This is a genomic window from Nocardiopsis sp. RV163 (assembly GCF_001029525.1).
In the GTDB taxonomy this organism is placed as follows: Bacteria; Actinomycetota; Actinomycetes; order Streptosporangiales; family Streptosporangiaceae; genus Nocardiopsis; species Nocardiopsis dassonvillei.
Map to the genome: position 1 here is coordinate 17,335 of NZ_LEKI01000034.1, position 23,273 is coordinate 40,607.

General features: G+C 72.9%; 20 protein-coding genes. 12 read left to right on the forward strand and 8 right to left on the reverse strand.

What is annotated here, in order from left to right; all coding sequences use genetic code 11:
• Nucleotides 1-60: 60 nt before the first annotated feature.
• Nucleotides 61-1,191, reverse strand: coding sequence for an alanine racemase (alr, locus tag ABD54_RS09000; RefSeq protein ID WP_047868976.1), 1,131 nt, complete (start codon nt 1,189-1,191; stop codon nt 61-63).
• A 197-nt stretch (nt 1,192-1,388) separates the two neighbouring features.
• Between alr and ABD54_RS09005 the strand changes: the two genes are divergently transcribed.
• Complete coding sequence (locus ABD54_RS09005; protein ID WP_047868977.1) at nt 1,389-2,099, forward strand: DUF6069 family protein; 711 nt, start codon at nt 1,389-1,391, stop codon at nt 2,097-2,099.
• A gap of 818 nt (nt 2,100-2,917) precedes the next feature.
• Here ABD54_RS09005 and ABD54_RS09010 read toward each other — a convergent pair.
• On the reverse strand, nt 2,918-4,135 hold the full coding sequence (locus tag ABD54_RS09010) for an ROK family transcriptional regulator (RefSeq protein WP_047868978.1): 1,218 nt from the start codon (nt 4,133-4,135) through the stop codon (nt 2,918-2,920).
• A gap of 115 nt (nt 4,136-4,250) precedes the next feature.
• Between ABD54_RS09010 and ABD54_RS09015 the strand changes: the two genes are divergently transcribed.
• From ABD54_RS09015 to ABD54_RS09050, 8 genes are all read left to right on the forward strand, one after another.
• Entirely contained in the window at nt 4,251-5,393 is a 1,143-nt protein-coding gene (locus ABD54_RS09015; protein ID WP_047868979.1) for a Gfo/Idh/MocA family protein, read from the forward strand.
• Nucleotides 5,390-7,063, forward strand: a complete 1,674-nt coding sequence (locus ABD54_RS09020; RefSeq protein WP_047868980.1) for a sugar ABC transporter ATP-binding protein — start codon at nt 5,390-5,392, stop codon at nt 7,061-7,063. Before ABD54_RS09015 ends, ABD54_RS09020 begins: the two co-directional genes overlap by 4 nt.
• Nucleotides 7,060-8,169, forward strand: coding sequence for an ABC transporter permease (locus ABD54_RS09025; protein ID WP_047868981.1), 1,110 nt, complete (start codon nt 7,060-7,062; stop codon nt 8,167-8,169). The genes ABD54_RS09020 and ABD54_RS09025 overlap by 4 nt, the downstream gene beginning before the upstream one ends.
• Nucleotides 8,166-9,263 carry an ABC transporter permease gene (locus ABD54_RS09030; protein ID WP_082166747.1) on the forward strand — a complete coding sequence of 366 codons (1,098 nt, stop codon included), beginning with the start codon at nt 8,166-8,168 and terminating at the stop codon, nt 9,261-9,263. Before ABD54_RS09025 ends, ABD54_RS09030 begins: the two co-directional genes overlap by 4 nt.
• A gap of 2 nt (nt 9,264-9,265) precedes the next feature.
• Entirely contained in the window at nt 9,266-10,465 is a 1,200-nt protein-coding gene (locus ABD54_RS09035; protein WP_047868982.1) for a substrate-binding domain-containing protein, read from the forward strand.
• Complete coding sequence (locus ABD54_RS09040; RefSeq protein WP_047868983.1) at nt 10,466-11,338, forward strand: sugar phosphate isomerase/epimerase; 873 nt, start codon at nt 10,466-10,468, stop codon at nt 11,336-11,338.
• 202 nt (nt 11,339-11,540) lie between these two features.
• Nucleotides 11,541-12,269, forward strand: coding sequence for a hypothetical protein (locus tag ABD54_RS09045; RefSeq protein ID WP_047868984.1), 729 nt, complete (start codon nt 11,541-11,543; stop codon nt 12,267-12,269).
• 34 nt (nt 12,270-12,303) lie between these two features.
• Nucleotides 12,304-13,308 (forward strand): sugar phosphate isomerase/epimerase, encoded by a 1,005-nt coding sequence (locus tag ABD54_RS09050; protein ID WP_047868985.1) that lies wholly within the window; start codon nt 12,304-12,306, stop codon nt 13,306-13,308.
• Nucleotides 13,309-13,372: 64 nt separating this feature from the next.
• Here ABD54_RS09050 and ABD54_RS09055 read toward each other — a convergent pair whose 3' ends face one another.
• The 4 genes from ABD54_RS09055 to ABD54_RS09070 all read right to left on the reverse strand — a co-directional run bounded on the left by ABD54_RS09055 (nt 13,373) and on the right by ABD54_RS09070 (nt 15,777).
• Nucleotides 13,373-13,618, reverse strand: a complete 246-nt coding sequence (locus ABD54_RS09055; RefSeq protein ID WP_047868986.1) for a hypothetical protein — start codon at nt 13,616-13,618, stop codon at nt 13,373-13,375.
• A gap of 107 nt (nt 13,619-13,725) precedes the next feature.
• Nucleotides 13,726-14,097: a hypothetical protein gene (locus ABD54_RS09060; RefSeq protein WP_047868987.1), complete on the reverse strand. Its 372-nt coding sequence runs from the start codon at nt 14,095-14,097 to the stop codon at nt 13,726-13,728.
• Nucleotides 14,098-14,192: 95 nt separating this feature from the next.
• Complete coding sequence (locus tag ABD54_RS09065; protein ID WP_047868988.1) at nt 14,193-14,681, reverse strand: hypothetical protein; 489 nt, start codon at nt 14,679-14,681, stop codon at nt 14,193-14,195.
• Nucleotides 14,682-15,078: 397 nt separating this feature from the next.
• Nucleotides 15,079-15,777, reverse strand: coding sequence for a carbonic anhydrase (locus ABD54_RS09070; RefSeq protein ID WP_047868989.1), 699 nt, complete (start codon nt 15,775-15,777; stop codon nt 15,079-15,081).
• A gap of 519 nt (nt 15,778-16,296) precedes the next feature.
• On the opposite strand from ABD54_RS09070, the gene ABD54_RS09075 reads away from it, so the two are divergent.
• Nucleotides 16,297-16,830 (forward strand): TetR/AcrR family transcriptional regulator, encoded by a 534-nt coding sequence (locus ABD54_RS09075; protein ID WP_047868990.1) that lies wholly within the window; start codon nt 16,297-16,299, stop codon nt 16,828-16,830.
• A gap of 87 nt (nt 16,831-16,917) precedes the next feature.
• On the opposite strand, the gene ABD54_RS09080 is transcribed toward ABD54_RS09075, so the two are convergent.
• Nucleotides 16,918-17,841, reverse strand: a complete 924-nt coding sequence (locus ABD54_RS09080) for a TatD family hydrolase (RefSeq protein ID WP_047868991.1) — start codon at nt 17,839-17,841, stop codon at nt 16,918-16,920.
• Between the two features lie 79 nt (nt 17,842-17,920).
• Entirely contained in the window at nt 17,921-19,738 is a 1,818-nt protein-coding gene (gene metG / locus ABD54_RS09085; protein WP_047868992.1) for a methionine--tRNA ligase, read from the reverse strand.
• Nucleotides 19,739-20,021: 283 nt separating this feature from the next.
• Between metG and ABD54_RS09090 the strand changes: the two genes are divergently transcribed.
• On the forward strand, nt 20,022-20,468 hold the full coding sequence (locus ABD54_RS09090; protein ID WP_047868997.1) for a hypothetical protein: 447 nt from the start codon (nt 20,022-20,024) through the stop codon (nt 20,466-20,468).
• Between the two features lie 76 nt (nt 20,469-20,544).
• Entirely contained in the window at nt 20,545-23,199 is a 2,655-nt protein-coding gene (secD, locus tag ABD54_RS09095; RefSeq protein WP_047868993.1) for a protein translocase subunit SecD, read from the forward strand.
• Nucleotides 23,200-23,273: the final 74 nt, after the last annotated feature.

Consider the following 23,273-nt stretch of genomic DNA (forward strand, 5'->3'; position numbering starts at 1 on the left):
AGGCCGGATGGAGGAGGTCTGTGACCGGATCGCGGTGACCGGTCGGACTCCCGCCGCCGCTCAGGCCTCCCCGCCGACGTACTCGCGCGGGACCCGGGGCCCCACCCGGGTGACGATCTCGTACGGGATGGTGTCCAGGATCCGGGCCCAGTCCTCGGCGGTCGGGGTGTCCGGGTGGTCCCCGGGGTCGCCGAAGAGCACCGCGTACTCGTCGGCCTCCACGGCGTCGTCGCCGACGTCCACGACGAACTGGTCCATGCAGACTGTTCCCGCGATGGCGCGGCGGCGTCCGCCCAGGAGGACGGGCCCCCGGTTGGTGGCGGCGCGGGGGACCCCGTCGGCGTAGCCCAGCGGCACCAGGGCCAGGGTGGTCTCCCCGTCGGTCACGTAGCGGTGGCCGTAGGAGACTCCGCTGCCCTCGGGGACGCGCTTGGTGAGGGCGAGCCGGGAGCGCAGCGTCATCGCGGGGCGCAGCCCCGTCCCCGTGAGGCCGGGGATCGGGGACAGGCCGTAGCTGGCGATCCCGCCCCGGACGAGGTCGAAGCGGGCCTCGGGGAGGGTGAGCAGCGCGGCCGAGTTGGCGATGTGCCGGACCTCGGGGGTCAGGCCGACCTTGTCCGCGGTCTCCAGGGCCTCGTGGAAGCGGGAGAGCTGGCGCGCGACGGAGGGGTGGCCCGGCTCGTCGGCGCAGGCGAAGTGCGACCACACGCCCGTGACGCGCAGGTGCCCCTCGTCCTCGGCGCGGGCGGCGGCCTCGGTCAGGGCGCCCCAGTCGGTGGGGCCGGCGCCGCCGCGGTTGAGACCGGTGTCGGCCTTGAGCTGCACACGGGCGGTGCGGCCGAGGCGGCGGGCCTCGGAGATCACGGTGTCCAGGACCGCGCGGTCGCTCACCCCGAGGTCGACGTCGGCCTCGACGGCCTCCGCGACCGGCTCGCCGGGCGGGATGATCCAGGCCAGGACGGGCAGGGTCAGTCCGGCGCGGCGCAGCCGGAGTGCCTCGTCGATGAAGGCCGTGCCCAGCCAGGTCGCGCCGCCCGCGATCAGGGCGCGGGCGGCCGGGAGCATGCCGTGCCCGTAGCCGTCGGCCTTGACCACACCCATGAGCGGGGTGCCCCCTGCGGACTCGCGGAGCACCCGCGCGTTGTGGGAGATCGCGTCGAGGTCGACGCGAGCGTGCGCGAAGTGAGACATGTACTCAGTGTTCCACGTGCGCGGGACCGGAGCGGAGCGGCGCCGGAACACGCCCGGGAGGGCGTGTCCGTTTTCCCCGGCGCCCCAAGGCCTCCCGCGTGACCAGGCACGACGCGGGTTTTCTCGATCACCCGTAGTACACGGGTGGATGCGGGGTAGGGGATCGGCCCAGAGGCACAGTATCTGGGGGTACTGGCATGACCGAGATAGGTAGCGAACGACCCGTCAACACCACGAGGCTGTGGTACGGGGGGATGGCCACCGCCGTGGTGGCGGCGCTGGTGGTCTTCGCGGGCGCCCTGGTGTTCCGTGGGGTGTTCGGAGTTCCGGTGCTCGCACCGGAGGACGCGGGGGCGCTGGGCGACGCGAGCACGGTGGTCTACGCGCTGATGGCCGCCGTGGCGGCGCTGCTGGCCACGGGGCTGATGCACATGCTGCTGCTCAGCGCCCCGCGGGCGATGAAGTTCTTCGGGTGGATCCTGGGGCTGGTCACGGCGATCGCGGCCGTCGCCCCGTTCAGCGAGCCCGTGGACGCGTCGAGCCAGGTCGGCACGTCCGTGATCAACCTGGTCACGGGCATCGCGATCATCACCCTGCTGCGGAGCGTGGGGCGCGCGTCCGCGCTGAGCGGCCGGGCCCCGGGTGAGGCCCGGACGGCGTACACGGCGCACGAGGCGACCGTGAGGCCGGTCGGGGAACCCGGGCCGGAGCCCGGGGGCGAGACGCGGGCCGTGGATACCGGGGAGCCGGTGCAGGGCGAGGAGCCCGCCTTGCGGCACGAGGGCATCCTGCCCGACGTGAAGCAGGGCGAGTACCGCAGGAAGCAGGTCCGCGCCCAGGAGATGGACACGGAGGCGGAGGAGGCCGGGCCGGACCGGCACGGCCGCCAGGCTCCGGGAGACCGGTAGGCCGGGTGACCGTCAGGCCGGGAGCGGCCGACGCACAGTCGGGTCGGCCCGTTGTACGGCCCCGGCGGGCGACCGGACCGGGTGGCCCGTGACACCGGGCGCCGACCCGAGGCGCACGAGGGGGCGGAGCCGAGCGGCTCCGCCCCCTTCAGCGTGGCCTGGGCCAGGCTGGGAGGCGGGCCCGGCGGGGGCGGGAGCCGACGCGGGGAAGCACCGCCAAGCGGGTCGCATGACCGCGTCAGGCCCGAAAACGCCACCCGACCCGCACGACTCATCATCCGAACTTTTGCGGCAAAAAAGGAGGACAATTCCCATCGGGGCGGAGCGGTAGCGCACACAAGAGACCACCGGAGAAAACAGAGGAGGGCGTTTCGGGGCGCGCGCGCACGGGAAAAAAGAAAACAGGAAAGGCGGGGAAAGAAAAGGGAAACGCCGGATCCGCCCTCCGTGGGCTCCGCGCCCGCCCGCGCGCCTCGAAGTCCGGAAACCCCGCCCCTTCTGCCGTTTCTCAGCACTCCCCACTCCCCCGAGGCCCCGGAAGACGCTGTCGGCCAGCGGGTCGGCGCCCGTGCGCGGCACGACCGCGGCGAGCCGTCCGGCGTCGGCCGCCCTCCGGGGCCGCGAAGCGGAGATCCGGCCGCGTCCCCGCCCTCCAGGACCGGCCGGATCTCCTTTTCCGCAAAAGGCCGAAAAGGGACACCAAGGGCTCCGGCGCCTCCGCCCGGGAATCTGCGTCCCGACCGCCGCGCGGCAGAACCGACGGGCGTCCGCGCCCTGGCGGGGCGTCCGCGCTCCAACGCCCCGCGCCCCGAGGCGGCTCAGCCGTTGATCAGCGCGTCGGCGTGCTCGGGGCTCAGGCAGTGCTCGATCACCATGACCGCCGCGCCGATCACGCCCGCGCTCTCACCCGCCACGGACGAGACGATGCTCAGGTGCTCGGTGGCCAGCGGCAGCGACCGCTGGTAGATGATCTCCCGCACCCCGGCGAGCAGGTGGTCCCCGGCCAGGGCGAGCGCGCCGCCGATGACGATGACCGACGGGTTGAACATGTTCACCGACGCGGCGAGCACCTCGCCGATGTCGCGGCCCGCCTGGCGCAGCGCGCGCAGGGCGGGCACCGACCCGTTGCGGGAGAGCTCGACCACTGCGCGGGCGCCGCTCGCGGGAACCCCCTCGGCGGTGAGCGCGGCGGCCAGGGCGGCGCCGCTGGCCACGGCCTCCAGGCAGCCGGTGTTGCCGCAGCGGCAGGGCCGCTCGTCGCCGCTGGGGACGTGGATGTGCCCCATGTCCCCGGCCGCGCCCTGCGCGCCCCGGTAGACGCTGCCCTCGCTGACGATGCCGCAGCCGATGCCCGTGGCGACCTTGACGAACATCAGGTGGCTGGCCTCGGGCCAGGCCGTGTGGTGCTCCCCGATCGCCATGATGTTGACGTCGTTGTCCACCAGGACCGGCACGTCGAGCCGGTCGTGGACGTAGCCGGGCACGTCGAAGTTGTCCCACCCCGGCATGATCGGCGGGTTCACCGCGCGCCCGGTGGTGTGCTGGACGGGGCCGGGCAGGCCGATGCCCAGGCCGAGCAGTTCGTCCACACGCCGGTCCGCGCCCTCCAACAGCCCCCGGCCCCGCTCCACTACCCAGTCCAGGACGTGCTCGGGGCCCAGGGCGATGTCCAGGTCCGCGCGCTCCTCGGCGAGCACGGTCCCCGACATGTCGGTGAGGGCCAGGCGGGCGTGGGTGGCTCCCAGGTCGGCGCCCAGGACCACGCGGGCGTCCGGCTGGAACGAGAAGGTCGTGGGCGGCCTGCCCCCGGTGGAGACGGCCTCGCCGGCGGGTCCGATGAGCCCGCTGGCGAGCAGGGCGTCCACGCGCTGGGTGACGGTCGAGCGGGCCAGACCGGTGACCGATGCCAGCTCCGAGCGGGTGCGCGGTCGGCCGTCGCGCAGTAGTCGGAGCAGGGTGCCCGCACCGGGCGCGGCGGTCGGAGCGACGGCCGTACCGGGTCGTCCCTCCGTGTGGGTCAGCGCGTCTTCCGTCATGCGAACAGTGAAGCACAGGATCTATTGACTGTCCGTCATCCGTCTATTGCAGATAGATCCTACGACTTTTGCTTGACGATCGACAGAAGTCCCGCGTACCGTTCGGTGCATGTCAGTGAGTAAGGTCACAAGCCTGGGTGAGGCGGCCGACCCCGGGTCGACCGCCCCCAACGCCTACCGCGCCGCGGTGATCGGCACCGGCTTCATGGGACGGGTCCATTCCCACGCCGTCCGCGCCGCGGGAGGCGAGGTCGTCGGGGTCGCGGGCTCCTCCCAAGGCAAGGCCGAGCGGTTCCGCACCGCGCACGGCCTCGCCCGGGCCCACGCCGACGCCCTCGAACTCGTCCGCAGCGACGACGTGGACGTGGTCCACGTGTGCACGCCCAACCACCTGCACGCGCCGCTGAGCCTGGCCGCCCTGGCCGCGGGCAAGCACGTCGTGTGCGAGAAACCCCTGGCCACCGACGCCGACACGGCCCGCGAACTGGTCCGGGCCGCGGAGGAGGCCGACCGGGTCGCCGTCGTCCCCTTCGCCTACCGCTTCCACCCGATGGCCCGCGAGGCGCGCGCCCGCGTGGCCTCGGGCTCCATCGGCCGCGTCAGCCTCGCCCACGGCGGCTACCTCCAGGACTGGCTCCTGTACCCCGACGAGGACAACTGGCGGGTGGACCCCGAACTGGGCGGCCCCACCCGCGCTTTCGGGGACATCGGCTCGCACTGGTGCGACATGCTGGAGTTCGTCACCGGCGACCGCATCACCTCGGTCAGCGCCCAGACCTCACGGGTCAACGACACCCGCGCCGGGCGCTCGGTGGCCACCGAGGACCTGGTGGCCTTCCAGTTCTCCACCACGGGGGGCGTGGTCGGCAGCGCCGTCATCAGCCAGGTCTCCCCCGGCCGCAAGAACCGGCTCGTGCTGGAGGTCTCCGGCACCGAGGGCACCCTGCTGTTCGACCAGGAGCGGCCCGAGACCCTCTGGGCGGGCGGCCGGGGCCGCACCTGCACCATCAGCCGCGACGACCCGGAGCTGAGTGCCGACGCCGCGCGCCTGTCCACGACCCCCGTCGGCCACCCGCAGGGCTACCAGGACTGCTTCAACGCGCTCGTGGCCGACACCGGGGCCGCCATCGCCGGGCGGGCCCCCGAGGGCCTGCCGGTGTTCGCCGACGGCCTGCGCGCCGCCGTGCTGGCCGAGGCCGTCCTGACCTCGGCGCGGGAACGCCGCTGGGTCGACGTGCCGGAGGTGGACGGGGCATGAGCGGCCCGCCCCTGCTCCGCATGAGCGGCATCACCAAGTCCTTCCTGGGCGTGCGCGTCCTGCACGGGATCGACCTGGAACTCCACCCCGGCGAGCTGCACGCCCTGGTCGGTGAGAACGGGGCGGGCAAGTCCACCCTGATGAAGGTGCTGGCCGGGGTGCACCGGGCGGACGGGGGCACAATCGAGCTGGAGGGCGGTGCCGTCTCCTTCGAGCACCCCGTCCAGGCCCAGCGCGCGGGCGTGACCACGGTCTTCCAGGAGTTCAACCTCCTACCCGACCGCACCGTCGCCGAGAACGTCTTCCTCGGCCGCGAGATCCGCCGCCGCGGCCTGGTGGACGGCCGGGCCATGGAGCGGGCCACCGCCGAACTGCTCGCCGAACTCGGCCTGGAGGGCATCGACCCCCGGGCCCGGGTGCGGTCGCTGTCGGTGGCCGAGCAGCAGATCGTGGAGATCGTCAAGGCGCTCTCGCACGACGCGCGCATCATCTCCATGGACGAGCCGACCGCCGCGCTGGCCGACCACGAGGTGGAGGTCCTCTACCGGATCATCGGGCGCCTGCGCGAACGCGGCGTGGCGGTGCTGTACGTGTCGCACCGCATGCGGGAGATCTTCGACCTGGCCGACACCATCACCGTGCTCAAGGACGGCCACCTCGTGGACACCGTCCCCGCCGGTGGGATCGGTCCGGCCGAGCTGGTCCGCAAGATGGTCGGACGCCCGGTCTCGGCGGTCTTCCCCGAGCCCGTGGAGCCGCACGGCGAGCATGTGGGACGGGTGCAGCTGTCGGTCACCGGAGGCGGCAACACCCAGCTGGACGGGATCGGGTTCGAGGTGCGCGGCGGCGAGGTCCTGGGCCTGGGCGGGCTCCAGGGCAGCGGGCGCACCGAGGTGGCCCACGCCCTCTTCGGCGTCGATCGCTTCACCCGGGGCGAGGTCCGCGTGGACGGACGCCGGGTGGACCCGCGCTCGCCGCGCACGGCGGTGCGCGCGGGCCTGGTGCTGGTCACCGAGGACCGCAAGGCGCAGGGGCTGGCGCTGAACCAGTCGGTGGCGGCCAACGGCCGCCTGGTCCTGGACGCGGTCTGGCCACTGGGCTCGGCGCGCGGGGCCCGGCGGCTGCCCGGCATCCTCTCCTCCCTGGAGCTGGTGGCGCGCGGCGGCCAGGACCAGGAGGTCCGGTACCTGTCCGGCGGCAACCAGCAGAAGGTCGTGCTGGCCAAGTGGCTGGCCGCCGAACCCGGCGTGATGGTGCTCGACGAGCCCACGCGCGGCATCGACGTGGGCGCCAAGCAGGCCGTCTACCGGCTCATGCGCGAGCTGGCCGCGGCCGGGGTGGCGATCGTGCTCATCTCCTCCGAGCTGCCCGAGCTGATCGGCATGTCCGACCGGCTGGTCGTCCTGCGGGACGGCCGGGTCGCGGGCGAGCTGCCCGGCGGGGCCGCCGAGGAGGCGGTCATGGCGATGGCCACCGGATCGCCGCACCCGGGCGGGGCCGCCGCGCCGGTCCCCGAGGAGGGCCCGGACGCCGGATCGGCCTCCGAGCGGGACCCGGCCGCCGCTCGACCGCGCCCGGGCGGTCCCAACCCACCGGCCTCCGAGGGCGGCCCGGCCGCCGGGGCCGACAACGGAGGCTCCCCCGCACGGCACGAGGAGGCCGCCCCGTGACACGCCCACCGACCTCCCCCTTCCGGAGCCTGCGCGCCCGGACGGGCACCACCGGGCTGGTCTACCTGGCCCTGGTGCTGCTGCTCGCGGTCAGCGCGGCCTTCGTCGCCGCCCGGGGCGGCAACCTGTTCACCACCGCCAACACCGTCGACCTGCTCACCCGCAGCAGCCTGCTGGGGTTCCTGGCCATCGGGATGACCCTCGTCATCCTGTGCCGCTCCCTGGACCTGTCGGTCGGCTACGTGGCCGCCCTGTCCACCGTGGTCGCGGCCACCACCATGGCGGGCGAACCCTCCCGGATCGTGCTCGGCGTGGCCGCCGCCCTCGGCCTGGCCGCGCTGATCGGCCTGGTGAACGGGCTGGTGGTCACGGGACTGCGGGTCAACCCCTTCATCGCCACCCTGGGCATGGGGCTGGTGATCAAGGGCTACCTGGACACGAACTTCCAGGGCCCGGCCGGGGCGGTGCCCGCCGCCTTCCAGGCCTTCGGCTACACCCGGATCGGCGTGCTGCCCGTCTCCACCCTGGTCATGCTGGGCGTGGCGGTGGCGGCGATGCTGTTCCTGAGCCGCACACGGATGGGCTACCACATCTACGCCGTCGGCGGCGACGCCGACGTGGCCCGGCTCTCCGGGGTCCGCTCCGGGGTGCCCACGGTCACCGCGCACGTGCTGTGCTCGGTCACCGCCGGTGTGGCCGGTCTGCTGCTGGCCGCCCGGTTCGGCACCGGCAGCGCCACCGTCTACTCCGGGGGCTACGAACTGGAGGCCATCGCGGCCGTGGTGCTGGGCGGGACCTACCTGCTCGGCGGGCGCGGCGGCGTGGCCGGGACCGTGGCGGGTGTGCTCATCCTCGCCACGCTCGACACCGTGTTCAACGTGCTGGCGGTCGACCCGTTCGTCAAGGACGTGCTGCGCGGCGTCATCGTCATCGCCGCCGTGGCCGTCTACGCCCGCGGCGGGCGCTCCGCCGTGCGGACGCGCTTCCCCTCCGGCGGCGCGCCGCCGTCCTCCCCCGTGCCGAGGCCCGCCCCGGACACCGGGACCGCCCCCGATCCGGACCCCGGGACGGGGTCCGCACCGCAACCCCTCGGAGGCCGCCGATGACCCCGACCCCCACCCAGGACGAGCGCGGCCCGGCGGGGCCGCGCGGGTCCGAGTCGCGCGGTCCGGGCCCGCTGGCGGCGCTGGCCGCGCTGGGCCGGGGCGGCACGGCGACCGTCGCGCTGCTGCTGGCGCTGATCTTCGTGGTGATCGCCACCCAGAACCCCTCCTTCTTCGAGGGGCCGCCGCTGATGGCCTTCGCCAAGAAGGCCGCGCCGCTGGTGATCCTGGCCATCGGCCAGTACCTGGTGATCGTCTCCGGGGAGTTCGACCTGTCGGTCGGGTCCCTGGTGGGCGCGCAGGTGGTGATCGCGGCCCGCCTCATCGACGGCGACGAGGCCATGACCTGGCCGGTGATCGGCCTCATGCTGGCATTCGGCCTGTTCGTGGGCCTGGTCAACGGCCTGGTGACCACGCTGCTGCGGGTGCCGTCGATCATCACCACGCTCGGCACGATGCTCATCCTGTTCGGCGCGGTGCGCTACTGGACCGGCGGAGCGCCCACCGGAGCGCTGACGGAGTCCTTCCGCGTGTTCGGGCGGCAGGGGATCGAGGGCGTGCCCGTCCTCGGCCAGATCCCGTGGGCGCTGCTCATCGCCCTGGCGCTGGCGGCGGTCGCGGTGGTGCTCATGCGCTCGCCCTACGGCCGCTCCCTCGTGGCGACGGGCGACAACGACGTCGCCGCCGCCTTCTCGGGGGTGCGGGTGTGGCGGGTGCGCACGATGGCCTTCGTCGGCTCCTCCCTCATGGCCACCGTCGCAGCCGTCCTCATCGGCGGCTACGCCGGGGTCACCGCGCAGGTCGGCGACGGGCTGGAGTTCACCGCGATCACCGCCGTGGTCCTGGGCGGGGTGGTGCTGGGCGGCGGGCGCGGCACCGTGGTCGCCGCCGTCCTGGGCGCCCTGACCGTGGAGGCACTGTTCACGCTGTTCAACCAGCTTTACCTGCCCTCGACGCTCCAGCCCACGGTGCAGGGGCTCATCATCATCGCCGCGGTGGCCTACGCAGCCCGCCGGGGCGACCTTCGACTGCCGGAGCGCCTGCGACGGCGACCGGACCATCCGACCGAGCGGCCGCTCGGCACTTCCAGGAGGTAACCATGCGCGTCCCCCGCGTGCTGCTCGCCGGCGCCGCCGGCCTGACCCTGACGCTCACGGCGTGTACGACGGACGCCCCCGCCGACGCCCCCGAGGAGGCGGGCGGCGAACTCACCCCCGACGGTGAGTGGTTCGACGAGGCCGAGTTCGAGGCGCAGCTCGCACAGCGCGAGATCGCCCCGGAGGGCCCCGGGGACCAGCCCTGGCTCCAGGCGATCGAGCCCGAGTGGATCGACACCTCGGAGTTCGCGCACGACGCGCCCGAGGACGCGACGATGTGCTTCTCCAACGCCTCGGTGTCCAACCCCTGGCGCGTCACCGGCTTCATCACCATGGAGCAGCAGGTGGAGGCGCTCCAGGAGGAGGGGCGCATCGGCGAGTTCCGGGTGTCGGACGCCGCCGACGACGACAACCAGCAGATCTCCGACATCCAGGCCTTCGTGGACTCCGGGGACTGCGACGTCATCGTCATCTCCCCCTCCACCACCGCGACCCTGACCCCGGCGGTGGAGACCGCCTGTGAGAGCGGCGTCCCGGTCGTGGTCTTCGACCGCGGCGTGAACAGCGACTGCATGGTCACGTTCATCCACCCGATCGGCGGCTACGCCTACGGCGCGGACGCGGCCGAGTTCCTGGTCGAGGAGCTGGAGCCCGGCTCGACCGTGCTGGCGCTGCGCATCCTGCCCGGCGTGGACGTGCTCGAACACCGCTGGGCGGCGGCCCAGGAGATCTTCGCCGACAGCGAACTGGAGGTGCTCGGCCACGAGTTCACCGAGGGCGACGGCGCCATGATCAAGGACCTGGTCTCCCAGCACCTCCAGCGCGGCGAGGTCGACGGCATCTGGATGGACGCCGGGGACGGCGCCGTGGCCGCACTGGAGGCCTTCGAGGACGCGGGCCAGCCCTACCCGGTGATCTCCGGGGAGGACGAGCTGAGCTTCATGCGCAAATGGCAGGAGGAGGACCTCACCGCGATCGCACCCGTCTACTCCAACTTCCAGTGGCGGACCCCGGTACTGGCCGCCGGCATGATCCTCGCCGGCGAGGAGGTCCCCTCGGAGTGGGTCCTGCCCCAGGAGCCGGTCCGCCAGGACGAGCTGGACGAGTACCTGGAGCGCAACGCGGAGATGCCGTCCCTGCACTACGCGAAGTTCGGCGGCGAGGACCTGCCGGGCTTCCCCGAGGCCTGGACGGACAGGTAGATGCGCGCGCTGGGGGTCAACACCTGGGTGTGGACGTCGCCGCTGACCGACGCCGCGCTGGAGCGGATCGCGCCACGCGTGGCGGAGTGGGGGTTCGACGTGATCGAACTCCCCGTGGAGAACGCGGGCGACTGGGACCCCCGGCGCGCCCGGACCCTGCTGGACGGGCTGGGCCTGACGGCCACCGTCGTGCTGGTCATGGGGCCGGGCCGGGAACTGGTCGCGACCGACGCGGCCACCCGCTCGGCGACGCAGGACTACCTCAGGCGGGTCGTGGACGCGGCCGCGGCGGTGGGCTCCCCCGTCGCCGCCGGTCCGGCCTACTCCTCGGTCGGCCGCACGTGGCGGATGTCCCCGCGTGAGCGGGCGGGGATCGGCGCGGAGCTGACCGAGGCGCTGGCCTCCGTGGTCGGGCACTGCTCGGGCGCGGGGGTCCGGCTGGCGGTGGAGCCGCTCAACCGGTACGAGACGAGCGTGCTCAACACGGTGGACCAGGGGCTGGAGATGCTGGCCGACCTGCCCGCGGAGCACTGCGGGCTGGCCCTGGACGTCTACCACATGAACATCGAGGAGCGGGACGTGGCGGCGGCCGTGCGGCGCGCCGCGGGCAAGGTCGCGCACGTACAGGTGTGCGCGAACGACCGGGGCACCCCCGGGGCCGACCACCTGGACTGGGGCGCGATCCTCGGCGCGCTCGACGACGCGGGGTACGGAGGACCCCTGGTGATCGAGTCGTTCACGGCGGACAATGCCAGCATCGCCACGGCGGCCTCCGTCTGGCGACCGCTGGCGGCGACCCAGGACGCGATCGCCGTCGACGGCCTGGCCTTCCTTCGCGCCCTGAGCCGACGAGAGGAGCCGCCGTGCAGGTAGGCAGCGCTCCTCGGGGCCCCCGGTCCGCGCCTGCGGGCGCGGCCGGGCCCCGCGGGGGACGGGAGCCGAACGCCGTGTCCGCACCACGGCCGCCGGTGCCCCCGGGCCAGGAGGAAACGTCCACCACCCCCGCTCGGTACCGCGCTCGCCGGAAAGCGCTGACTGAGGTAGGGCGGCTCCACCCCCACGAGGAGACGTCACCATGCCCGCTCACAAGACCCCCTCCACCGCCGGTTCCGAGTTCCCGGACCCGGTGGCGGACACCCCCGCCACCTGGTGGCTGACCGGGGTGTCGTTCGCGGTGGCCGGTGCCGCCGTCGCCTCCGCCGTGTTCCTCGGAGGTGACAGCGCGAACGGCGCCTCCGCCGCGCCGCGGGCCTCCGCGGACCACCCCGACGCGGACCAGGTCGGCTCGCTGCTCACCCACACCCGCACGGCCCACGAGGGACTAGTCCCCGTGGTGGAGGACATGGAGGAGTTCCTGCCCACCGACGGATCACACCCGCCCCTGGAGTTGACCGAGGCCTCGGTGGTCAACTCCTGGCGCACCGAGGTGCAGGCCGCCTCGGTGCACCTCGGCGAGGTACCCGAATCCGGCGGCGCCGACCGGACCGCGCACGCGGGCCTGGTGTCCTCCGTCCGGCTGCTGTCCATGTCGGTGGACACCTACGCCAAGGCCGCCCTGGTCGAGGACGAGGACCTGCGCATGGACGTCCTGCACATCGCCATGGAACTGCGCGACGAGGCGGTCGTGTCGTGGTCGGTGGCGGCCACGCACCTGGACGCGGTGAGCGTGGACGCCGGGCACGGCCACGTCCACCTGTACCTGCCCGCCGCCAACGACAGCGGCGCCCTCGCGCCCGACGGCGCCGGGGCGGACGCGGGGCCGGAGGGCGCCGGGGAGGGCCCCGGCGACGGACACGACCACTGACCACGAAACCCCCCTACTCCAGGAGGAGACGAACATGCCGCGACCAGTCACCCTGTTCACCGGGCAGTGGGCCGACCTGCCCTTCGAGGAGGTGTGCTCCCTAGCCGCCTCGTGGGGCTACGACGGCCTGGAGGTCGCCTGCTGGGGCGACCACCTCGACGTCACCCGGGCCGCCGTGGACGACGACTACGTGCGCGACCGGCTGGACACGCTCAAACGCCACGGGCTGGGCCTGTGGGCGATCTCCAACCACCTGCTGGGCCAAGCCGTCTGCGACGACCCGATCGACCACCGCCACCGCGACATCCTGCCCGCGCGGGTGTGGGGCGACGGCGAGCCCGAGGGCGTGCGTCAGCGGGCCGCCGAGGAGATGAAGGCCACCGCCCGCGCCGCCGCCAGGCTCGGAGTGTCCACCGTGGTGGGCTTCACCGGATCGGCCGTCTGGAAGTACGTGGCGATGTTCCCGCCGGTGGGCGAGGACGTCATCGAGGCCGGGTACCGCGACTTCGCCGACCGGTGGAACCCGATCCTGGACGTGTTCGACGAGGTGGGGGTGCGTTTCGCGCACGAGGTGCACCCCTCCGAGATCGCCTACGACTACTGGTCCACGCAGAGGGCGCTGGAGGCGGTGGGTCACCGCCCGGCCTTCGGCCTGAACTGGGACCCCAGCCACATGGTGTGGCAGGACATCGACCCGGTCGGGTTCCTGTGGGACTTCCGGGACCGGATCTACCACGTGGACTGCAAGGACGCCCGCAAGCGGGTGGGCAACGGCCGCAACGGGCGCCTGGGCTCCCACCTGCCGTGGGGTGATCCGCGCCGGGGCTGGGACTTCGTCTCGACCGGGCACGGCGACGTGCCCTGGGAGGACTGCTTCCGCACGCTGAACGCGATCGGCTACCAGGGGCCGATCTCGGTGGAGTGGGAGGACGCGGGCATGGACCGGCTGGTCGGGGCGGCCGAGGCGGTGGAGTTCGTGCGCTCCCACGCCTACGACCCGCCGGAGTCGTCGTTCGACTCCGCCTTCGGGTCGGACTGACCCGGCTCCGGACGCGGCGGCGGGGCGGCGCGTACCGGGGGACCCCCTCGACCGGGAGGCGGGGTCAGATCATCGGGGCGATGACCACCCGGTAGTGCCCCCCGTCGGCGGTCGAGACGTCGCAGCGGAAGTCGTTGACACGGTTGACGGAGCCGTGCACCGCGCTGTCGCCGAAGGCCGCGGTGTCCACCCCGGGCAGGTGCTTGCGGATGAAGGACACCGCCTCCTGGACGGACATGGCGGTGTCCTTCTGCTCTGGGGTGACGCGCAGTCCGTCGTCGGTCAGACGACTGATAACGACCCGGAACATGTGCTGTCTCCCTAGGGTGCCGGGGGGCGGACACCGGCATTCTGCCCCATCGCCTCCCCGGCTGGGAATCCTCCGGGCGGGCGGGGGCGCCGGCGCGGCCCGTCCGGTCAGACCTCCAGGTCCGCCTCGATGCCCTTGAGGCGGTGCCTGGCCAGGGCGAGGTTGCCCCGGGAGCGGTCCAGGGCCAGGTAGAGGAAGAGGCCCTGCCCCTTGCGGCTGGTGAGGGGACGGATGATGTGGTACTGCCCGGACAGCGTGATGAGGATGTCCTCGATCACGTCGTTGAGTCCCAACTGGTCCATGGTGCGCATCTTCGCGCGGACCACCTCGGTGTTCCCGGCGGCGGCCACGGTGAGGTCGAGGGCGTTGGTGGAGGCGAGGGTGCCCAGCGCCATCCCGCTGCTGTAGTCGACGACGGCGGCGCCCACAGCCCCCTCGATCTCCATCATCTCCTTGAGCCCGGCTTCGATGTTCGGCATGTCCTTCTCTCTCCTTGACGTGGGTCGGCGCGGCGCCCTGCGGTCGGCGATCCAGCGGCGCAGGCCGGAGGCGCCTCGGCGGGGCTGCCCACCGGTCACGCGGCCACCGGCCGGGGGCGCTCGACGGACAGCGTCCGCAGCGCGGTGAGCACGCGTTCCAGCACCTTGCGGTCCACGGACGCGACCGCCGGCGCGGCGGGTCGGGGCACGTCCCGCCGGGGCGGGCGGTCCGTGTCGTCTCGGGGAGGCGGCACCCTCGCCGTGCGCACCAGGTCGCGCAGCCGCCGCAGGGTGAAGCCGAGGCTGCCCTCCGTGCGGCCCATCCGGACCCGTACGCACAGGTCGGAGCCGTCCAGGACGGCGAACAGCACGTGGTGGTCGGTGTCGGTGACGACGACGTCCTCCACCCGCTGGTCGGCGCACAGGGGGCCCTCCCTGACGGCCCTGAGGATCGCCGCCGCGTCCGCGGCCGGATCGTCGGCGCCGACGTGGGCGAGGACGCGCCCGCGCCGCCAGTCGACGAGGCAGGCACTGCGCACCCCCGGCGTCTGGAGCATCTCCCGCAACTGCTGGTCGAAGCGCACGTCGGTCCTTTGCGAAGGCTGGGGCCGGATCTTGCGTCGGCCCGCGACGAATCAGGCTAACTGTCCTTTGCGGACATCACGAGAATAGGCGTCATGAGTTCTCACCGCAGCCTTTTCAGTGATTTATTATGTTATGCCTGACCGGAGGGGGTGGCGGAAAACCGAAAGGAGGGCGAGGAGGCTCCGACGCGTGTTTCGCCCCGCGGAGAAAGGAGAACGGCCCCGGTGTCGCACGGGGTCACCTTTTCTCCCTTTCGGGGGCTTCGGGACCTCGGACCCGGGCGGCGTCGCCACGGGGGGCGGGCGGCGCGGCCGCACGGGGAGGAGCGGAGAAGGGCTGGGCGGGACCGACCGGGGGCACGGGTCCGTGATCGGGCGAGCGCGGGACGGCGCCGGGTCAGAGCCAGACGACCTCGGAGGTCTCCAGGTCGTAGCGGGCGGGGACCACGTCCAGGCGGCCGGACTCGACCAGCTCGCGCAGGTCGGCGTCCCCCCGGAGCTGGTCGGCGATGTACTCGGCGTTGGCCCGGACGCAGGCGTCCACGAAGTCGCCGCCGTCGTCGGGGGTGGCCTCGACCACCGGCAGGATACCCTCCACCAGGTAGCCGACGTGGCCGTGCGGGACCTCTCCGGTCTCGTGGGCCTCCACGGCCGCGGTGACCGCGCCGCACGAGGAGTGCCCGAGGACGACGATGAGCGGGACCGCCAGGTGCGCGGCGGCGTAGCTGATGCTGCCCAGGACGGACTCGTCCAGGACCTGGCCCGCGGAGCGGACGGTGAACAGGTCGCCGAGCCCGCGGTCGAAGACCAGCTCGGGCGCCACACGGGAGTCACCGCAGGCCAGGACCACGGCGAAGGGGCTCTGTCCGCCCGCGACCTCCTCCCTGCGGGCGGGGCCCTCGTTGGGGTGGCGGGAGTCGTACCGGCGCCAGCGCCTGTTGCCCCGTTCGAGGAGGCGCAGCGCCTCCGCGGCGTCCCCCGGCTGGGGCGCGGGCATGGGAGCCGACCGGGCTGGGGCGGAGGCGGCGGTGACGACCGCGGCCCCGACCCCTCCGGCGAGGGAAACGCGCAGGGCGTTACGACGGGTGATGGCCATGTGGGGTCTCATCCTTGACGTCGACAAATATGGACTTTTGCCGCCAAACGAGGGCCAAATTACTCTTGCCCCATGAACCAGATCAAGGGTTTTTAACGCGCCCCTAACGCCCTTCGCGGGGCGCGCACCCTGAACGGGCGCGAAGAAATCCCTTTCCGCGCCGCTGAACTCGCACAACGCCGAACGCGGACGTTTTCCCCGATTCGCCCGGCCCTCTCCGGCCGTTACGGAAAGCGCCCTCCCGGGCGCTCCGAGCGACCGGGAGGCGGACTCGGTCCGGGGACGCCCCGGACCCGGGATAGGATGTGCCACCAACCGACCGTTCGTTAGGAAATCCTCGTGGGGTCCGGAGACGGAGGACGCGCCCGCGGCCGCCCCCGCCCACGGGGCCGCTCCCACCAGGTAGATTCGACAACCGTGTCCAGATCTTCCCCTGTCGAACCAGCGCCCTCCCGCCGCGCGGCGGCGGGACGGCGACGCTCCGGCCGCCCCGGCCACGACGCCGACTCCGTCCTGCGCGTGGCCGCGCGCGTGTTCAACGAACGCGGGTACGACGGCACGAGCATGGAGGACCTGGCGCGCGCCCTGGGCGTGACCAAGTCGGCCATCTACCACCACGTCACCGGCAAGACCGAGCTGCTGCGCCGCTCCCTGGATCTGGCCATGGACGCCCTGTTCGCGGTCACCCGCGAGGAGGCCTCGACCACCGGCCCGGCCATCGACCGCCTGGAGCACGTGCTGCGCGGCAGCGTCCGGGTGCTGGTGGACGAACTGCCCCACGTGACCCTGCTGCTGCGGGTGCGCGGCAACACCGAGGTGGAGAAGCGCGCCCTGGAGCGGCGCCGGGCGTTCGACCACCTGATCGCCGACCTGGTGCGCGAGGGCGCGGCCGACGGCGACATCCGCCCGGACGTGGACCCCGCGGTCGCGGCGCGCCTGCTGTTCGGCATGGTCAACTCGATCTCGGAGTGGTACAAACCGGACCGAGGGCTGGACTCCGACGAGATCGCCGACACCCTGGCGGGGATCGCCTTCGCGGGCCTGCGCGCCTGAGGACCGGAGAGCCCGGACGGAGCCGCCGACGACGTGTGGATCAGGCGGCGCTGAGCAGCGCCGGGACACGCGACCGCGCGCCCCGGGTCAGAACCCGAACGCGCGCCCCGCGTTGTCCGCGATGATCCCGGCGAGTTCGTCCTCGTCCACGCCCTTGACCCCAGCCAGCGTCCGCAGCGTGTGCGGGATCAGGTAGGGGGCGTTGGGGCGACCCCGGTAGGGCTTGGGGGTGAGGAAGGGCGCGTCGGTCTCCACCAGCATCAGCTCCGGCGGCGCCGCGGCGGCGGCCTCGCGCAGGGACTCGGCGCTGGCGAAGGTGACGTTGCCCGCGAAGCTCATGAAGTACCCGTGCTCGGCGCACACCTTGGCCATGGCCGCGTCGCCGGAGAAGCAGTGGAAGACGACCCTGTCAGGCGCGCCCTCCTCCTCCAGGATGCGCAGCACGTCCTCGTGGGCGTCGCGGTCGTGGATCATGACGGCCTTGCCGCGGCGCTTGGCGATGTCGATGTGGCGGCGGAAGGACTCCTCCTGGGCCCGCGCGCCCTCGGGGCCGGTGCGGAAGGTGTCCATGCCGGTCTCACCGACCGCCACCACGCGGGGCAGCGCGGCCAACTCGTCGATGGCGGCCAGTTGCGCCTCCAGCTCCGCCGTCCCGCCGGGCTCGCGGAGCTTGCCCGCCCAGTCGGTGTCGTCCACCTCCACGCCCGGGGCCCCGTCACCGTGCACGATGCGCGGCGCCTCGTTGGGGTGCAGGGCCACCGCCGCCCACACCTTGCCCGGGTGCGCGGCTGCCACCTCGGCCGCCCACCGCGAGGAGGCCAGGTCCACGCCCACCTGGACGAGCGGGGTCACCCCGACGCCCTCGGCGGCGGCGATGATCTCCTCGACCTCCGGGGTCTGCATGTCCATGTGGGTGTGGCTGTCGGCCACCGGTACGCGCAGGGGCTCGGGTACCGGAGGGGGCGTCTGGTCGTTGCGCTCCCTGACCGCTCTGCCGCTGCGCTTTCCCATGCTCACGTTCCTCCACGAAGAAGCGCCGGCGGGCGGTGCCCGCCGGCGCGGTCGTCCTTCCCTCCGCCGCGGCCGGAGCCTACCCGGCGGCGCCCTCCAGGCGGGCCAACTCCTCGTCCACGACCGACTGGTCGAGCTTGGCGAACAGCGGCTCCGGGCGCCCGAGGGGGGTGCCCACCGCGATCGGCCGTGACTCCCAGCGCGCCTCGTTGTCGGCGTAGTCCCCGGTGATGACCGGGTACTCCACCTCCTCCTCCGAGCCGCCGATCGTGTCGCGCCCCGCGTCGATGCGGGGCATGCCCGTCCAGGTGCCGGTGCCGCCGAGCATCGCGTACACCTTGTTGGCCGACTCGGGCAGGTACGGGGTGAGCAGCGTGTTGGCGTCCTGGACCAGTTGGAGGGCCACGTGCAGCACGGTGGCCATCCGCTCGGGGTCGGTCTTCTTCAGCGCCCACGGAGCCTGGTCGGAGATGTACTTGTTGGCCTCGGCCACGGTGCGCATGGCCTCCTGCAGGCCCGCCTTGAACTGGGACCGCTCCAGCCGCCCGCCCACCCGGGCGAACGCGGCCCGCGAGTCCTCCAGCACCCGGCGGTCCTCGTCGGTCAGCTCACCGGCCGCCGGGATCTCGCCCAGGTTCTTGGCCGCCATCGAGATGGAGCGGTTGACCAGGTTGCCCCAGGCCGCCACCAGCTCGTCGTTGTTGCGGCGCACGAACTCGGCCCAGGTGAAGTCGGTGTCCTGCGTCTCGGGACCGGCGGCCATGATGTAGTAGCGCAGCGCGTCGGCGGAGTAGCGCTCCAGGAAGTCGCGCACGTAGATCACCACGCGCCGCGAGGAGGAGAACTTGCGCCCCTCCATGGTGAGGAACTCGCTGGAGACCACCTCCGTGGGCACGTTCAGCTCGCCCAGCGGGCCGGGCTCGCCGCCCCGGTCGCCCTCGCCGTTGTGGCCCAGCAGGATCGCGGGCCAGACCACCGAGTGGAAGACGATGTTGTCCTTGCCCATGAAGTAGTAGGACCGGACCTCTTCGCCCTGCCACCAGCGGCGCCAGGCCTCGGGCTCACCGACGCGCCGGGCCCACTCCACCGACGCCGACAGGTAGCCGATGACCGCGTCGAACCACACGTACAGGCGCTTGTTGGCGTTGTCGCTCCAGCCCTCCAGCGGGACGGGCACGCCCCAGTTGAGGTCGCGCGTGACCGCGCGCGGCTGGAGGTCCTCCACCAGGTTCAGGGAGAACTTGAGGACGTTGGGCCGCCACTGCCCCTCCTTGCCCTTGAGCCAGGTGGTCAGGGCGTCGGCGAAGGCGGGCAGGTCGAGCATGAAGTGCTCGGTGTCCACGAACTCCGGCTTCTCGCCGTTGATCCGCGAACGGGGCGAGATGAGGTCGATCGGGTCGAGCTGGTTGCCGCAGTTGTCGCACTGGTCGCCGCGCGCGCCGTCGTAACCGCAGATGGGGCAGATGCCCTCGATGTAGCGGTCGGGCAGCGTACGGCCGGTGGACGGCGACACCGCGCCCTTGGTGGTGTGGGCGAACACGTACCCGTTCTCGTGCAGCGCGGTGAACAGCTGCTGCGCGACGGCGTAGTGGTTGCCGGTGGTGGTGCGGGTGAACAGGTCGTAGGACAGGCCCAGCCCCACCAGGTCCTCGGCGATGATCCGGTTGTAGCGGTCGGCCAGCTCGCGGGGGGTCACGCCCTCCTGGTCGGCCAGGACCTGCACCGGGGTGCCGTGCTCGTCGGTCCCGCTGACCATCAGCACGTGGTTGCCCGACATTCGCTGGAAGCGGGAGAAGACGTCGGAGGGGACTCCGAAGCCGGACACGTGACCGATGTGGCGCGGTCCGTTGGCATAGGGCCAGGCGACCGCGGTCAGGATGTGACGATTCGACGACATGACCCAAGCCTAAAGGCGGCGGCGGCCTGCCGTGCACCCCTTCTCCCCCGCTCGCGGGCCCGGCCCGGCGCGCGCCGGGCCGGGCCCGGTCTCCCCCGCGCGGTCCGCAGCACGTCCGGCCCGCGATCCGGGGCACGGTCGGCCCGGCGGTGCGACAGGGGCCGAAAGGACATTCCCCGGGGCTTGCCGCTACCCGTATGCTCTGCTGGACGAGCCGTGCACCACCGGGACGCACGGTCGGGCAGCACTTCCCTCCCGGTCCTTCCCCGAGGCGGTGGTCACCATGGTTACCGGTGCCCTACCCCGTCCTGCCCGGCACACGACCGCGCTGCTGACCAGCGTGGTCCTGCTCGTCATCCTGTCCTTCCCCGTCGCCTCCGGGGGCGGGCAGCCGGCCGGACCGCCCCTGCCGCCGCACGGCCTGCTCAGCGCCCCCGAGGGCGCTGCGGCCGAGGCGGCGGACCGGGAGCGGGTGACCCCGCGCGAACGCACGGACCTGGCCGAGAACCCGATGGTCACCGTCGGGCCGCCCGCCTCCACGTGCGACCACCGGTCGGTGCTGCGCGACCTGCCCGACACCGTGCCCAGCAGCGCACTGCGTCTGGCGGTGTGGGACCAGCCCTGGTGGCCGCTCTCTCCCCCCGCGCCCGTTCCCGTCCCGGACCTGGACGCTCCCGGGGAGCTGCCGCCGACACGGGCTCCCCCTCCCACCGCGAACACCGCCATCTGACCATCCCCGCGCGTACCCCCCTGTCTCCGGCGTGCGTCGGGATCACCCGTATTCGCAGTGAAGAGGTACCAGGTCCTTGTCCAGTCAAACGGGAGCGGGCGCGCGTTGGACACGCGCCCTCATCTCCCTTCTCGTCATCCTCGTCGCGTTCGGCGCGGCGTGGTTCATCCCGCCGCGACTGGGGCTCGACCTCAGCGGCGGCACGCAGATCGTCCTGGAGACCCAGGACGGCCCCGAGGGCACACCCGCCAACTCCGAGAACACCGACCAGGTCGTCGAGGTGCTGCGCCAGCGCATCGACCGCCTGGGCGTGTCCGAGGCGACCATGTCGCGCTCGGGCGAGAACCGGATCATCGTCGAACTGCCCGGTGTGCAGGACCCGGCGGAGGCCGCGCAGATCATCGGCCAGACCGCCCAGCTGTCCTTCCACCCGGTGCTGGGCGTGGGCCAGGCCGGCGGCCAGGGCGTGCAGGCGCCCGCCCCGGGCGACTCCGCCAACGCCCCGCAGGCCACCGCGGACGAGGCGCGCGCCCCGTCCGACGCCGCGGCCGAGGGCGGTGACGAGGCCGCCGAGGGCGGCGGGGAGATGACCCAGGAGCAGCTCGAAGAGCTCATGGCGCAGCAGGGCGGCATGGGGGGCCAGCAGCCCCCCGCCGGTCCCAGCGCGGAGAACCCCGAGGACGTCGTGATGACGCTCCCCGACGCGGACGGCACCCAGCTCCAGCTCGGCGAGACCGCCATCAAGGGCGACCAGGTGGCCAGCGCAGAGGCCGCGCTGGACAGCGTCAACCGCGCGCAGTGGACGGTCAACGTCAACTTCCGCGGCGAGGGCGCCGACCAGTGGACCGCGCTGACCGCCGACGCCGCCTGCTACGACCAGGGCGACCCGCGCCGCCGCGTGGCCATCGTGCTGGACGGGCAGATCATCTCCGCCCCGGAGGTGAACCCGGAGTTCGCCTGCGACGTGGGCATGCCCGGCAACACCACCACCATCACCAGCCCCGACTTCACCAGTGAGACCGCCAACGACCTGGCCGTGCTGATCGAGGGCGGATCGCTGCCGCTCCCGGTCACCGAGGTCCAGCGCCAGACGGTGGGCCCGACCCTGGGCGCCGAGGCCATCCAGGCCAGCGCCGTCGCCGCGCTCCTGGGCCTGGCCTTCACCACGCTCTACATCACGCTGGTCTACCGGCTGGTCGGCTTCCTGGCCGCCCTGGCCCTGGGCTTCTACACGCTCATCGCCTACGGCGCCCTGGTCGCCATCAACGCCACACTGACACTGCCGGGCCTGGCGGGCTTCGTGCTGGCGATCGGCATGGCCATCGACGCCAACGTGCTGATCTTCGAACGCACGCGCGAGGAGCACCAGCGCCAGGCGAAGGTGTACGAGGCCAACAAGTCCGCCGGGCTGCGGGACGCCACCGAGGACGAGGCCGCCAGGGCCGAGTCCGGGGCGCTCACCCGCAAGCGGCGCCGGGCGGTGCCGCCGAGCCTGGAGAAGGCGTTCGTCGTGGGCTCCCGCAAGGCGTGGAGCGCGGTCATCGACACGAACATCACCACGCTCATCGCCGCCGCCCTGCTGTTCTTCTTCGCCTCGGGCACCGTGCAGGGCTTCGGCGTGACCCTGAGCATCGGTACCCTCGTCTCGATGTTCTCCGCGCTGGTCATCGCGCGCGTGTTCGTCGAGTGGGCGGTGCGGCGCGCGGTCGTGCGAAAGCACCCGGCCGTCAGCGGCCTGAACCGCATCGGCGGCGTCCGGGCCTGGCTGGTCGCCAAGAACCCCGACCTCATGGGCCACCGCGCCAAGGGCCTGATCGTGGCGGGCCTGATCGTGGCGGCCGCGGTCGCCGCTCCGCTGATCCGCGACACCAACCTCGGTGTGGAGTTCACCGGCGGCCGCGTGCTGGAGTACGAGGTCAGCAGCGGGGAGGGCGTCTCGGTCGACGAGGCCCGCTCCGTGATCTCCGCGCTGGACTTCCCCGGCTCGGACACGGCCGTGGTCCAGGAGTCCGGTGACGGCGACATCTCGGTGCGCACCGGCAGCATCTCCGACGACGACGCGGCCCGGATCGCGGACGCCCTGAGTGAGCAGACCGGCGGCGTGGAGCTGGTCAGCGACGAGCTGATCGGCCCGAGCATGGGCGACGAGCTGCGCAACCGGGCGCTGATCGCCCTGGGCGCGGCCCTCGCGCTCCAGATGGTCTACCTGGCCTGGCGCTTCCGCTGGTCGTTCGGCGTGTCCACCATGCTGTCGCTGGCCTTCAACCTGCTCCTGGTGATCGGGCTGTTCATCTGGCTGGGCAAGCCGATCGACGGCGTGTTCCTCGCCGCGCTCCTGAGCGTCATCGGCTTCTCCGTCAACGACACGGTGGTGGTGTTCGACCGGGTGCGCGACGAGTGGGCCCGCGACGAGAAGTCGAAGTTCTCCGAGATCGCCAACCGCGCGGTGCTCAACACCCTGCCGCGTACCGTCAACACCTCCATCGGCGCGCTGATCATCCTGGTCTTCCTGACCTTCCTCGGCGGGTCCTCGCTCCAGGACTTCTCGATCGCCATGCTGGTGGGTCTGACGACGGGCGTCCTCTCGACGATCTTCGTGGCCGTCCCGCTGGCCGTCTGGCTCCAGAGGTGGGACAAGACCGACCCGCCCCACGTGGTCAAGGAGCGCAAGGCCAAGCAGAAGGTGGCCGCCAAGGCCGCACGCGAGGCCGACGACGGAGCCGTCGTCTAGGGAAGGAACACGGCCCGCCGCGCTGAACACGGCCCGCCGCGCCGCCCCCGGGTGGCGCGGCGGGCCGTGTTCAG